The sequence below is a fragment of the Acinetobacter sp. WCHA39 genome, assembly GCF_002165385.1.
In the GTDB taxonomy this organism is placed as follows: Bacteria; Pseudomonadota; Gammaproteobacteria; order Pseudomonadales; family Moraxellaceae; genus Acinetobacter.
Genome location: NZ_NHRP01000020.1, coordinates 39,878 through 54,183 on the forward strand (window position 1 = coordinate 39,878; position 14,306 = coordinate 54,183).

General features: G+C 33.2%; 10 protein-coding genes and 2 pseudogenes. 3 read left to right on the forward strand and 9 right to left on the reverse strand.

From position 1 onward, the window contains the following. Window positions 1-129 precede the first annotated feature (129 nt). The 6 genes from CDG56_RS11250 to CDG56_RS11275 all read right to left on the reverse strand — a co-directional run bounded on the left by CDG56_RS11250 (window position 130) and on the right by CDG56_RS11275 (window position 6,615). Window positions 130-2,139 carry a TniQ family protein gene (locus CDG56_RS11250; RefSeq protein ID WP_087547905.1) on the reverse strand — a complete coding sequence of 670 codons (2,010 nt, stop codon included), beginning with the start codon at window positions 2,137-2,139 and terminating at the stop codon, window positions 130-132. 4 nt (window positions 2,140-2,143) lie between these two features. Beyond that, window positions 2,144-3,082, reverse strand: coding sequence for a TniB family NTP-binding protein (locus tag CDG56_RS11255; protein ID WP_045796707.1), 939 nt, complete (start codon window positions 3,080-3,082; stop codon window positions 2,144-2,146). Continuing rightward, complete coding sequence (locus CDG56_RS11260) at window positions 3,075-4,964, reverse strand: Mu transposase C-terminal domain-containing protein (RefSeq protein ID WP_045796706.1); 1,890 nt, start codon at window positions 4,962-4,964, stop codon at window positions 3,075-3,077. Before CDG56_RS11260 ends, CDG56_RS11255 begins: the two co-directional genes overlap by 8 nt. 2 nt (window positions 4,965-4,966) lie before the next feature. Continuing rightward, a complete protein-coding gene (locus CDG56_RS11265) occupies window positions 4,967-5,638 on the reverse strand; it encodes a TnsA endonuclease N-terminal domain-containing protein (RefSeq protein WP_087547906.1) in 672 nt (223 codons plus the stop codon). Between the two features lie 173 nt (window positions 5,639-5,811). After that, window positions 5,812-6,003, reverse strand: coding sequence for a BcepMu gp16 family phage-associated protein (locus tag CDG56_RS11270; RefSeq protein ID WP_004645891.1), 192 nt, complete (start codon window positions 6,001-6,003; stop codon window positions 5,812-5,814). Window positions 6,004-6,132: 129 nt separating this feature from the next. Beyond that, window positions 6,133-6,615, reverse strand: a complete 483-nt coding sequence (locus tag CDG56_RS11275; RefSeq protein WP_087547907.1) for a hypothetical protein — start codon at window positions 6,613-6,615, stop codon at window positions 6,133-6,135. A gap of 168 nt (window positions 6,616-6,783) precedes the next feature. On the opposite strand from CDG56_RS11275, the gene CDG56_RS11280 reads away from it, so the two are divergent. Next, the gene (locus CDG56_RS11280; protein ID WP_004281769.1) at window positions 6,784-6,996 is read left to right on the forward strand and encodes a helix-turn-helix domain-containing protein; all 213 of its coding nucleotides are present in this window, start codon (window positions 6,784-6,786) and stop codon (window positions 6,994-6,996) included. 79 nt (window positions 6,997-7,075) lie between these two features. On the opposite strand, the gene CDG56_RS11285 is transcribed toward CDG56_RS11280, so the two are convergent. From CDG56_RS11285 to CDG56_RS11295, 3 genes and pseudogenes are all read right to left on the reverse strand, one after another. Further along, the gene (locus CDG56_RS11285) at window positions 7,076-7,330 is read right to left on the reverse strand and encodes a hypothetical protein (RefSeq protein WP_045796801.1); all 255 of its coding nucleotides are present in this window, start codon (window positions 7,328-7,330) and stop codon (window positions 7,076-7,078) included. A 478-nt stretch (window positions 7,331-7,808) separates the two neighbouring features. Next, a complete protein-coding gene (locus CDG56_RS11290; protein ID WP_000693745.1) occupies window positions 7,809-9,764 on the reverse strand; it encodes an alkyl/aryl-sulfatase in 1,956 nt (651 codons plus the stop codon). A gap of 81 nt (window positions 9,765-9,845) precedes the next feature. Then, window positions 9,846-10,106, reverse strand: a pseudogene (locus CDG56_RS11295) (integrase core domain-containing protein); the annotation flags it as partial. Window positions 10,107-10,488: 382 nt separating this feature from the next. Between CDG56_RS11295 and hsdR the strand changes: the two are divergent. Together hsdR and CDG56_RS11310 are read left to right on the forward strand one after the other, a co-directional pair. Continuing rightward, window positions 10,489-12,867 carry an EcoAI/FtnUII family type I restriction enzme subunit R gene (gene hsdR, locus CDG56_RS11305; protein ID WP_087547908.1) on the forward strand — a complete coding sequence of 793 codons (2,379 nt, stop codon included), beginning with the start codon at window positions 10,489-10,491 and terminating at the stop codon, window positions 12,865-12,867. Between the two features lie 53 nt (window positions 12,868-12,920). Next, a pseudogene (locus CDG56_RS11310) lies at window positions 12,921-14,228 on the forward strand (type I restriction-modification system subunit M); the annotation flags it as partial. Window positions 14,229-14,306 lie beyond the last annotated feature (78 nt).

Genomic DNA, 14,306 nt, shown 5'->3' on the forward strand with positions numbered 1-14,306 from the left:
GATAAAAGACATATAGTGTGAGATTGGGTTTTTTAATTAAATCAAAGCCTCTTAAGTTTTTGTGACATTCGATCTCAACTTACTCTTGCCACATAAGTTAAGATTTTCTAGGAATCTATGACACATAAGTTAAGATTTTCCTAACGGTGTTTGAACACCATATCCTTCTTTTAGTAATCTTTTGACATCCTCCTTTTTGAATAATCTTATGGAGTAATTTTTATTGCCATAAAAGTGGGGTTTGATTAATCCGCGACTCACTAAATTGGTAATGTGAGTTCGATGCATGCCTAAATAGCTATTTGCCTCCGAAGCTGTGAAGAATTCTTTATGAATTTCTAGCACATTATTGAATTCTGTTTTCGAGAACAATTGCCAATACCCTATATGCCAGAGTTTCAAATAACCTGTCATAATCCAATTTTTTTGTAGTTGTTTATATGAGCAATTTAGGGCTTTGAGGACTACCTCTATATCCACAAAAGAAGGGTCATTCTTTTGTTGTATTAATTTATCGATACTTCTTCTCGGAATACGATAAGGACGTTCATCTAAATTTTCTACTTGGAGCCATTTGTATTGAATGAGTTGAGCTGTTTGAGATGGTGAAATACTCAGAAGATGAGCTGCTTCATTCAGGCTTACAAAAGCATTATTCTTACTCTTATTTACAGTTCCTGCTTTTTTACGTCCTAAATTATTTTTGAAAGTAACAATACTTTCAATCATGGATTTATCTAAATGATGAATATCTTTTCTTGCATAATAGGCAGGATAAAGTTTATTGCTATATATAGGATCAATTTTTAAGCTAGAAAGTTTATATCGTAGTGTAAGAGTCGAAACGCCCAAATATTTAGCAAGGGGGCCTAGAAAAATATATTTTTTATGAAAATCATTAACAAATTCTTTTGCAAGACAAAATTGTGTATAACGATTGAGATACTTCTTGGTCGTTGGAATATCTGGAATTTTGAGAAATAATCGTGTGTTTCTATCATTAAGACCGAGTATTTTCATAATTTCAGGAATTGTGTAATAGTGATTGGATTCATCAGCTAGTTGTGGTGGATGTTGATATTCATATGTACCATTTATATTCCTTGTATCATTAATCAACCAATCCTCAAGTATTTTGGCACTAAAACTATTCTTTTCATGATTTCCAAGCTGATCATGATATAGAATCCCTTCTTTTAATCTTTTATGAAATGATCTAAAACTAACACCAAGTATATGTATTGATTCATTTTTATTAAATTTTTTATCAATTGGTTGCGCTGAAAATTGCCTATAGTCGCTAAATTGAGATTGGACTTTAGTCAAAATAGATTTGAACCTAGGCTTATTTTTAGAAAATGGAAGCAATTGGATCTGCGGGTGAGCATAATCTAAATTTTTTTCGATTTCCTTAATAAGAGATGATATAAAAATATCTTCATTATGAAAGAAAATATGACACAATTTTAAAAGATAAGATTTATTCACCTGAATGTCTAAATTTGAAAAATATTCAAACAGTGCGATCCATATATCAAAAAATATCTTTATAAAACTCTCATCATCAGAATAGAGATTTTCTAAAAACCAATTATTAGTTTCAATATCATCGACGGTAGAAGGGGTACTTTTGTGAGTTCGAAGATCAAAATTGCAATTTGGGCACTCAAATAATGATCTACGATCTATTGGTAAGTGTTGATGGCATTCTGGGCAGTTAGTTATCAAATTAACCTGATGATCTAAACAAACTGTTAAAGGTTTTAGTAACCAATCCTTCTTCCAGTAGCGATTGCTATTTAAACAAATTGGACAGAATGTATTTAATAGAATAGTCAGGAGTGATGCATTAACAATTTGATTATTTGTCCAAAAGTAATGTTGAAAAGTTGGTGGAACTTTTCTTATAACTAGTTCTATTAAGTTAGGTGGAAAATTTAAGTATTCTACAGCTTGTTTAATTTTATTTTCATCAGTAAATATTGCTTCATAAGATAAGCCATAAATTGGAATACCATAGCTATTTAACATTTGATTGGGTGAGTTGTAACCATTTATATAAGAAGCTCTAAGAAAAAATCCAGCTATAAATTCATCTGAAAATGGAATTGGAGTATGAGAAAGAGATAATTTTTTCATGATTTTAAATTAGAATTTCAGTAATTTGGGAAGAATTAAGTAGGAAAATATCTTTCTTAGTCTGAGGCTTGTACAAGATACTTTTTAAGGCATAAGCTGTATGAAAGTCGGCCATTGAAACAACTACACGGTTGTTGCTCATCGCACTTAGGCAGCTTTGATATATAAGTTGCATGACATAAGCCTGATAGCCACTAGTGGCTAAAAATATGCGCTTAGAAAGATCTCTCGAGAAAATTTCTGGATCAAACGTAAGATGAAAGTTCTTTGCAATATATGAAGAGGTCTGTTTTAAAAAAGGATTAAGTGTCCCAGATTGATCGTTTATATTTAAAGTCAAAGGGTTGAGCTGTAAAACACAAGAAAATCTACGCGCTAGTTGACTGTCAATAAAAAGATTATCTTGAATGGTAGGTAACCCTACTAAACATATAGATATTTTAGTTTCATCAGCTAATGTTTTAATCCAGTTAGCTACATTTTCAGATGATTTATTCTTTTGGGCACTCGAGCTATAAATATGATGAAACTCATCAAGCATGATAAGTTGTGTCTTACATTCTTTTAGGAGAATGCGTAATCGATAGTTTAATTGCTCACTTGTACCTTTAGGATCTGTACATCCCAGCTCTTCAAGCATTCGAATTGCTAGACTTTTAATAGTGATTGGTGAAGGAACAGGAAAGTAAAAGGCAGGTACTATTAACTTCTCAAAGTTATCTTCAATACATTTATAAGGTTTATGCCTACTTTTAATAAGCTTACATATTGTAGATTTACCAACACCTCCTGCACCGAGCAACAAGGAGCCGATAGGTCGATTATCCATGTAACTCATTTGCATACATTCATCAATAGCTGTTAAAGCTTTTGAGAAATCAGAATGATGACAAATGAAATTCCGTAATTTAGATAGAGTTTCAATATTTTTATTACTATTCATCGAAATTAACCTCCTCGTAGAAGAAATCGGTTAAGTCAGGGGGTAAATTGTCATATGTAAGATGGGAGTCTATTTCTATATTAATATCCGCGTTGGAAACAGCTACAGTTTCTTTGGTTAAGTTTGCTAAATTTAACCGATTTTCAAAATTTGAAATCATCATTGGTAAGTCATTTTTGACTTGTCTAAAACGTGTCTTTTTATTGTTAAGTGTTTGTATTTTTAATAAAAAATTTAGACGTGCAAGAAATAATAGTTCCTCATTTTTAATCTCCTCAGGATCAGACCTATACTTTTCACGTAATATCTCCTTTGCTTCTAACCATTCAGCTAACGATAAATTTTTAGTTGCTTCTGGGTGAATTGAGTCCGCTTGAATTAGATTATATTCATCAAACGGGTCTTGTATATAAATAGAGCTTAAGTCCAATTGATCAACATAAACGGTAACTTTTTCTTTGAAACGTTTGTTTAATGTAGCGAGTGCTTGAGATTTATATCGTAGACCTTTTAAGTTTATTTGACCTTTGCTTATTGTATATCGAAAGACGGTCCGACATTTTCTTTCAATTTCTAACTCAGGAATTGTCAGTACTGGAAATATTTTTGTAGCTTCTTTCCACATTTTTTCCGGACGCTGTTGCGTAGCAGAATGAATGCTTTTTTGATAAATATTCTCGATCCATTCATCTACTAAATCTCTTAAGACATCTAGTGTGTAACAAGCATTTCCTCCAGAATCGTAATCTCCTCGATGGGCTGGTGATGAAAACGTAGTACCTTTAAGCTTATGAATAATATTTATATTTAGTGTATTAAAAAAACTCTCAATATGAGCTTTATCATTTGGGGAATATGGTCGGGATTCTGACTTGGTAATATTAAAATTATTACAAAAATTAGCTAAAGCATTATTATTGAACTCACAACCATTGTCTGGGATTATTACTGCTGGAAGACCTCCTGTTTTTCCCAGATGAGGTCTCATTAACATATTTTTAAGTGTAAGTAATGTTTTTGTTGCTGAGGGAGGTAGCATACACAAGTTCCAGCCCACTATAGCTCGTGTAAAAACATCTATTGCAATGGAAAGTTGTGGTCTACCAAGAATATTTCCAATTTTATCTAGGATGATGCAATCAATCTCATGGGTATCTATTTGAACTATTGCGAGTAAACCAGGGGATATTAAGCTTTGACCTGAAGCCTTAAAAATTCTATTTGCTTCTCTTGAGCCTTTTTTATTTTTAACTACGTTATAAGGGTCTAATCTCTCAAAACGCCTATATATAGTCCGTTTGGCTGGAATCTTTGCATTTGTTTTAAGTGATAAGATTCGATCTTTAATAATTAAGTGTGCATCAGTTGGGCTGAAATTTTCTCTCTCTTTAATGAAATCAAGAATGACTTCATTAATAATTATTTCAACTTCAATTGGAAATCTAAGGCTTTTATTTCCACCAGTTTCTTGATAAAAACCATGAAATGAATCTGAGTTATCTCGATATATTTTTATATACCTTGCCAAAGTACTTGCAGATATTTTTCTAAGATTAGGATTTTCTTTGGTTATATTTATAATTGCAATTTTCAAGTGCTTGATCGAACATGGAATTTTGTTTGAAAAAATGTAGTTAAGATACTTGAAAATTTCCTCAATTGTCAGAGCTTTATTTTTGTGAAATTGCGGAATGCTTAAATTAGTTAACTTTATATCTCCATTTAAGATCTTCTGAATTAAATTATCCTTTGTTATGAAATGCATATTTCCATTAATGAAATTTGAGTATCGAATAACTTCGTTTTCTATATAGCATATTTCATAAAGTTCATGACGATATTTAAATCGATCGCCAATTTTTAATTGAAAATTATTTTTCATAATTAAATTCCTAAAGTTTTTTTATAAAAAATTAAATAATCAGCAATAACCAAATCTAAATTGTTAGCATTCAGTAATTTATATAAATCCATTTTATTTTTGAAGTTTCTATTTCTAATGAGGGTGTCTGCTTTTTCTAAATCAATTTCATTTATTTTTTTATAATTTGCTCTTTGATAGCTGATACTTAATAAAAGACAGTCTTGTTTTGAAATAAGATTAGTACGATCAAAAGTTCTAAATTTAATCGAGTAACTATTTAAAATACTTTCTGCTAAATTAAATCTTGCAATGTTTTTTTCTGAAAGTGTATTTAAATTAGGTTTAATTTCATGAACTTCATATCCATTCAGTGTTTTTATAATGAAGTCGGGAATAATAAAATGTCGATCATTGATAAAGATCTGAACTGCTTGTGTTCTGTATTGAAGTACATCTTCATTACGCTCCAAAGCTATTGCATGGGCTAGTTCTAAATTACTTTCGAGGCATATTAACCCCTGATTTTTAACACTTGGAAAGAGGGATACACGACTACCTATACGTGATTTTACTCTACGTTCACCAATGAATTTTGATGATACATGAGTCTGTTTTTGAAAAGCTTCTTCAAATTTGATTAGCAGATTTTGATTAAGTTGATTAGTTTTCTGCTTTAGATAACTTGATTGCATAGTAGTTCTCACATTTTTTAGGATGAGATAAAGCTTTGAGCAATTTTGATTTTATTGCCCAAGACTTGACGGAACATTGCAATCAAGAGATACTAAAAACACGACTAGTTAGCTTTCTCTTGATTGCAAACGGGTAGAGCGGATTCTATGAATCCGCTTTATTTTTTCTTAAGTCATGTTTCTTTCTCCTCTGTAATTAAGCCAAGTGCGATAGCAATTCGTTTACTTTCACCACGTTTGGGCAAACGATTTGTATTGAGAATTCTATAAACTAACTCTCTTGAAAAATTATGTTTTAAGCTCCAGTCGGAAATTGTGATTCCAGCTTGCTCAAAATCATCTTTGATTTGCTGATTTGTTTTCATAATAGTAATAAAAATAATTAGAACATAACCTTAAAATAGAGGAATTTTTTAGTTTTGCAAGGGTTTATTATCTTGGATTAATTTTTTTATTTTAAATTAATAAAACATTTTTAAAATATTTTATTAATTCTAATAGATAAGAGATTCAATATTTTTAATAATATTATTTATAACATTTTTCTTATTTTCTATTTTAACTAGTAAATCATTTTTATCTTTTATGTAGTTTTTAAAACAATAATTAATTTCTGGTAGTTGTTTGCTTAGCTCTCTAGTTATTTGTATTTCAAAATGTTTTTCAGCTTTTTCTTGGTCGAGTAATCTTAATTTTTCTGTTAATGTTGTTTTTGCTTTTTCTTTGCAATGACTAATTCTAAAATCACTCAACCTATCGGTTTCTGAATAATATTGATTCCCTAATTGGTCATAGACTTTTTTTAAATAGCCAAATTTTACTAATTGTTTAATTAAAGAATATGTTTGCCACTTTAGTGAATCAGGAGCACCTACAAAGCGTATCCAAAGATCTTTAGGTTTGAACAAGAATAAGAGAATGCCATTCTCAATAACTACAAGAAACTGCTCTTTTAGAGGGTGCTTAATTTCAATCATTTAAAGGTAATACGTAAAAATAAAGGGGGATTATAATCCGTTTTTCTGTCTTATTTAAGGTTTATTTTTAAATATAAAATTTTAAAATCTAATGCTTATGAGGATTATAAGCCGTGGATACTTAGTCCTCAAAAATGAATAGTTCTATTCTTTATAGGAATAGAACTTATGAACGATTTAGCACAGAAAATTGGACATGCTATTCGGAATTGTCGAATTGAGCAGAAAATTACTCAAGAAAAATTAGCATTACTTTGCAATATCGATCGTAGTTATGTGGGACGTATTGAGCGAGGAGAAGTAAATATCACGGTACTAAAGCTCTATGAGATTGCACAAATACTTAAAGTTGCACCACATGATTTGCTGCCTAAAGACTAATGAGGCTTCTAGCTTTACTATTATTTTTATAATTATCTATCTTGAAGATGAATAGTATGCGTTCAAAGATAGACTACTATTAGGTAATAAAATCATTACCACGTTTTTTAATTTTGTAAGTCCCTCGGCCAGCAAACCTTTTCGCAAGATCTGGATTGCGTCCGGATAACTTTTTGACCAATACAGGTTCGCTATTGGGAGCTTTGCTCCATACGATATCATTCTTTACATAGAGTACTGTTCTAGTACGTGCAACTTCAATAAAGCGTTTCTGAAGTACAAGAGCGGCAGCTTTAGCTATTTCACGTTCGTTCTCTGGGGATTCAATTGTCATATCTAAAACCTTAAATCGATTAAATTGGGTTAATAGTGTTATTCATATCCTTTGAGAGGGTTACCGTCCACCATTTAATTATAAAAATAATTAAATATTCCTAACCTGCCATCATATCAACAACATACCTAATATAAAAGCTTATTTTCAATAAAAAACACATCATAATACCCCCTTGCCTTTTAACCACAAAAATATTGAAGTTATTATTTAGAAGCAATTAATAGAAAAATAAACAAATCTTTTTTAAACAAGCTACTAATAAAAATATCTCCATCGAAAATAAAGTATAAAAATTCAAAAACCATTTAATAAAGTATCAATAGAGTTAAAATACATATAGCTTACTTTTAATTTTAAAGAGGAATACAAGAAATAATTTCTTGTATTCCTGTTATAAGATTGGGAGAACCAAGTTGATAATTTCACCCATTTCTTTGGATCTATTAATTTAAGTTTCGACTTTACTTATTTGAGCTTAGCCATTTGGTCGAGTCACAATCGGGAAAATTGAATCTGGACGTTTAAACATTGCAAAGAATTTTCCAATTTTCAGTGGATTACCTTTGACTTTACTGTCTTTAGAAAGCAGGACTTTTACCCCTTCTATTTGACCTGTAATCATTTTTAGATATAAGGGCTTGGTTAAGGTTAATGTAGGGCAATCCAATGCCAAATCTTTACTTTCATCATAACGCTTAAACTGCATGACTGAGTTTTCAACCCATAATGAAAAATGCTCTTTGGTATCCGACAAAACCAGATTGATACACTGGTTTTCATTTTTTAAATTTTCCACATCTAAATTTGTCGCCATAGCTTCAAGAAATCTTTCAGTTGGTGTATGAATCAATAAATCACTCGGATCAGAAGTATTTTGTAGGGGTACATTATTTTGTAGCTCTTGAGCGCCCACCAAAAAGAAATTACGCCAAGTTGAAGCCTCAGCAGCATAGCCCAATTGACGATAAGTATTCGCCAATAAGTCTTTTGCTTGTTGGTTTTGAGGGTTATTCAACACAATATGTTTTAAAATCTCGGCAGCCCATCTATAGTCAGCTTGAGCGTAGGCATCCCGCGCATTTTTCAATGCATTGTTCTCCCCACCTGCTAACTCAATATATTTTTTTGCAACAGCTTTAGGGGGTAATGGATCTAAATTGGAAGGATGGGCATCGAACCATCCCATATAATATTGGTATACTGCTTTTACATTATGTTTTAGGGTTCCATAATAGCCATGAGCATATAGTTTTTGATCAAGTGCCGCTGGAAGCTTAATTTTTTCGGCAATTTCAGCGCCATTAAAACCAGAGTTCATATATCTCACCGTCTGATCATGCGTGAACTTATAAACATCTCGCTGGGTTTTAATAAAATCTTGAATATTGTCATTGCCCCAGACAGGCCAATGATGCTGTGCAATCAATACATCGGATGCTTTGGCATGCTGCATTGCTTGGTCTAGATAGCCCACCCATTTTAAGGCATCACGGACTTTAGCACCCCGAAGGGTATAAAGATTATGCATGGTATGAGATAGAATTTCTGCGCCGTTATAAAGTTTCAATGATGGGATAGAGAACGTTAATTCTGCTGGTGCTTCTGAACCCGGCACGTTATAAAACACAAAATCCAAGCCATCAACCGTCATTTTCTGTTCTGGTTGAGTGATCAGTTGTGTAGGCTCAAGGATGCCCATTTTTCCCACAGCAACAGCCTTACCTAAACCTGTATCCACCAATCCTTCCGCATTTTTAGGTAGAAAAGTTCCATACATATAAGTCGCACGACGTATCATGGCTGAACCTGCCATCACATTTTCACTGGTCGCTTCTTCCATAAAGCCTTTTGGCGCAATAATTGGAGTTTTTCTAGCGTTAATTTCTTCGCTAGAAAGAACGCCTAATGCACCACCAAAATGATCGATATGGCTATGGGTAAAGATAATGGCTGAAATTTTTTGCTCACCTAAATGCTGTCTAGCAAATTTAAGTGCTGCTTCAGCCGTTTCTTTAGAGGTTAATGTATCCACAATAATCCAGCCAGTATCACCCTGAATGATGGTCATATTTGCCAAATCAAAACCACGAATTTGCCAAACTCGATCTGTTACTTTAAATAGCCCAACATTGTTGTTTAATTTTGCTTGTCGCCATAGAGTGGGATTAACGGTATTTGGTGCTTGATCTTGTAAAAAACTAAATGCATCAAAATCCCAGATAACATTGCCTTTCTCACTTTTAATTTGACCTGTTGGCTTGGCAATAAAGCCCTTTTGAGCCTGATTAAACTCAGTCATATCCTCTAAGTTATACTTCGCCTTATATGTATTATTTGATTCAATGACCGCTTTTTCTACTACAGTATTTGCTGCAAAAACAGAAAATGGCAGAATAAGCATCAATGAAACTGTTAAAAACTTAATTTTCATCTTCTTTCCTTTTTTTAAATAGAGGTGGTCCCACATGTTTGAACAACTAAAAGCTTATTTATAAGTGATACTCTGCTCTAGTTAAGCTACCTTATTTTGTTGTGGTAGCTGGTCATAGTAAAACTCATCTGGAGTCATTTTGTCCAGACTCGAATGAGGTCGTTTCAAATTATAAAATTCAAAATATGCGTTTAATTGCTTCTTCGCATCCAAAACATTGCTGTAGGCTTTGAGATACACCTCTTCATATTTAACGCTCCGCCATAATCGTTCAACCATCACATTATCAACCCATCGACCTTTACCATCCATGCTGATTTGGATGTCATTTGATTTCAATACATGCCTATGAATAGCTTACTGTTGATGCACAAATTGGCATTTTTTTTATGAAATTTTTTTCAAATTTTCTAATAAATTGAAAAATAAAAAAAGATCTAACATGTTCTTACTGTAATGAATTACTTCTTTGAGGTCTTTCATGAGATGGAATGTATTTAATAATATCTCCAATTTTTTCTGTACATTCCAATGTATTATTAGGCCGCCGGCTATCTAATTGTGTATTGTTTCAATTCATTTTTGTTACTCATAAAACTTCTTTACATAGCTCTTCTAAGGATAAATCACTTTCATATACTGAAATTATTAACCTATTGATTAACTATCAATAGGTTTCAAAATTCATTATTCTAATTATAAGAATCAAATACATGGTTTTAGAATGGATAAGAAGAAACTATCTGAACGAGATATATGTAGTAAATTTATCAATCCTGCCTTAGAGCAAGCAGGATGGACTGCGCATCAAATTCGTGAAGAAGTAACTTTTACCAATGGTCAAATCATGGTACGTGGGAAGCTACACACTCGTGGTGAGCGAAAACGTGCCGATTATGTTCTTTACTATAAGAAGAATATTCCTTTAGCAGTTATTGAAGCCAAAGATAATAATCATAGCCTGGGGTCTGGTATGCAGCAGGCTTTAGCCTATGCTGATTGTTTACAAGTCCCTTTTGTTTTTTCGAGTAATGGTGATGGCTTCTTATTTCATGACCAAACGGGATTATTTGGAAAAGTTGAGCAAGAGTTAGGATTGGATGAGTTTCCTTCCCCTCAGTATTTATGGAAACTGTATGAGCAATATAAAGGATTAACTACATCTGAATCTAAACAAATCGTTGAATACCCTTACTATGATGATGGTTCAGGACGTATACCGCGTTATTACCAAGTCAATGCAGTTAATAAAACAATCGAAGCGATTGCACGTGGACAGAATCGTATTTTACTTGTCATGGCGACAGGTACAGGAAAAACATATACAGCCTTTCAAATTATCTGGCGGTTATGGAAAGCAGGTGCAAAAAAGCGGATTTTATTTTTAGCTGATAGAAACATTTTAGTAGACCAAACCAAAAATAAAGATTTTAAGCCTTTTGGTCAGCATATGACTAAAATTTCTAAACGTATGATTGACAAAAGTTATGAAATTTATCTTTCACTTTATCAGGCAGTAACAGGTTCGGAAGAAGAAAAAAATATTTATAAACAGTTTAGTCCTGAATTCTTTGACTTAATTGTAATTGATGAATGTCATCGGGGAAGTGCAAAAGAAGATTCATCATGGCGTGAAATTTTAGAATACTTTAGTTCAGCCACTCATGTTGGTTTAACAGCGACCCCAAAAGAAACCAAAGATACTTCAAACATTACATATTTTGGTGATCCAGTTTATACCTATACGTTGAAACAAGGGATTCAAGATGGTTTCCTTGCACCTTATAAAGTTGTACGTATCGATCTAGATAAAGACCTACAAGGATGGCGACCAGAGAAAGGCAAAAAGGATCAGAATGGCAATGAAATTACTGATCGCATCTATAATCTTAAAGATATGGATAAAGGGCTTGTTTTAAAGAGTCGTACAGAAATTGTTGCTCAAAAAATTACAGAGTTTTTAGTTAATACAGATCCTTATGCCAAAACAATTGTGTTTTGTGATGATATTGATCATGCAGAACGGATGCGTCAAGCATTGGTTAATTTGAATCCTGAGCGAGTTAAAGAAAACCGTAAATTTGTCATGCGTATTACAGGCGATGATAAAGAGGGTAAGGCTGAACTAGATAACTTTATTAATCCCGAAGAACGTTATCCCGTTATAGCAACAACCTCCAAATTGATGACCACAGGGGTGGATTCAGAGACTTGTAAATTGATTGTGCTTGATCAGCATATTAAGTCTATGACTGAATTTAAACAAATGATTGGTCGTGGTACGCGTATCAATGAAGAGTTCGGAAAAACGTGGTTTACGATTATGGATTTCAAAAAAGCTACAGAGCTTTTTAGTGATCCAGCTTTTGATGGTGAGCCTGTTGTCATTTATGAACCTAAATCAGATGAACCTGTAGTACCACCTGATGAGCCAGATATTGGAGATGAAGGTGATGATACAGATTATCCTGATGATGATTCAACAATAGGGGGTACTTCTGATGGTGAGGATACAGGTGACGGTGGTGGTGAACCACCAAGAAAATTCTATGTAAATGATGTTGCCGTTAATGTGATTGGAGAGCGAGTTCAGTTTTATGATAACGATGGAAAATTAGTTACTGAATCACTGAAAGATTATACACGTCAGCATATTTTAAAAGACTATGAGTCTTTAGATGCATTTTTAAGAAAATGGAAAGGTACTGATAAAAAGTCACTTATTATTGATGAGTTCAAAAAGCAGGGCGTAATTTTTGAAGCATTAGAGGATGAGGTTGGGAAAGATTTTGATCCTTTCGATATGATTTGTCATATTGCTTTCGATCAGCCTGCTTTGACTAAAAAAGAACGTGCTAATAATGTACGTAAACGCAACTATTTCACCAAATATAATGATCAAGCTCGTCAGGTATTAGATGCCTTACTGGATAAATACGCAGATCAGGGGATTGAGCCAATTGAAGATGTAAAGATTTTACAAATTCCTCCGTTTAATCAGATGGGGTCAATCATTGAAATTATTCAGTCATTTGGATCGGTTGAAGCGTATACAAATGCTTTAAAAGAATTGGGAGATCATTTATATGAGGATGCATCTTAATCACTGGATTGATACAATTGCCGCCAAATTTTTTAGTTTAATGCAGTTGTAATATGAGCATTTCAGGAACAATTAAATCCATTCAAGATACCATGCGTGAAGATGTGGGGGTTGATGGTGATGTGCAACGTCTTGGGCAGTTGGTGTGGATGTTGTTCCTTAAGGTTGTTGATGATCGAGAGAATGAACTAGCAACTTTAGCTTTATTGGAAGGGATAACTTTTAAGTCTCCGATTCCTGAAAAATTTCGTTGGCGCAATTGGGCTGCAAATGATGAAGGTATGACAGGAGGTGAGCTTAAAGATTTCATTGACAATGAATTGTTCCCAGCATTACAAAATCTAGCTGTTGAAAATGATGATCCACGCGCTCGTGTAGTACAAAACGTATTTGCTGATGCATATAACTATATGAAATCTGGAGGTTTGATTCGTAAAGTCATTAACCAGATTCAAAGAGGCTTTGATTTTAATAAATCTAAAGAACGTCATGCCTTCGGTGATATTTACGAACAGTTATTACGTGATTTACAAGCAGCGAAGAACTCAGGTGAATTTTATACTCCACGTGCAGTTACAACTTTTATGGCGCAGATGATTGATCCTCAATTAGGTGAGTCTGTGCTTGATCCTGCGTGTGGTACAGGTGGATTCCTTACTTCTGCTATTGAACATAAACGTGAAAATTATGTTCAAACTGCTGAAGATGAAAAGATATTACAAAATAGTATTTACGGGATTGAAAAGAAGCCTTTACCGCATTTGCTATGTACAACCAATATGATTTTGCATGGTATTGATGTACCAGTAAAAATTATTCGAGATAATACGCTCTCTTATTCTCTGAATCATTGGGTTAAAGAAAAGCGTGTAGATGTAGTTCTGACTAACCCTCCATTTGGTGGCACGGAGGAACAAGGTATTGAAAAGAATTTTCCTTCAAAATTCCAGACTCGTGAAACAGCCGATTTATTTATGGTGTTGATCATTCAGCTTTTAAAAGCACATGGTCGTGCAGCAGTAGTATTACCAGATGGCTTTATGTTTGGTGAGGGTATCAAAACAGCCATTAAAGAAAAATTAATGGAAGATTGTAATCTACATACAATTGTTCGTTTACCTAAGTCTGTATTCGCACCTTATACATCGATTAGTACCAATATCTTATTCTTTACCAAGGGGAAGAAAACAGAACATATATGGTTCTATGAGCACCAATTACCACAGGGTGTAAAAGCATATAACAAAACCAAACCGCTACAGCTTAAAGAGTTCGATACTTTAAAAGCATGGTGGGGTGTAGAAAGTGATGGTTTTGCCACTCGTATAGCAAATCAACAGGCATGGAAAGTATCGCTTCAAGCTCTGTACACGACAAAAAAAGATAACTCATTGAAATAATGGCATAATACTTGTTTTCTGACGACGAATATGATGACA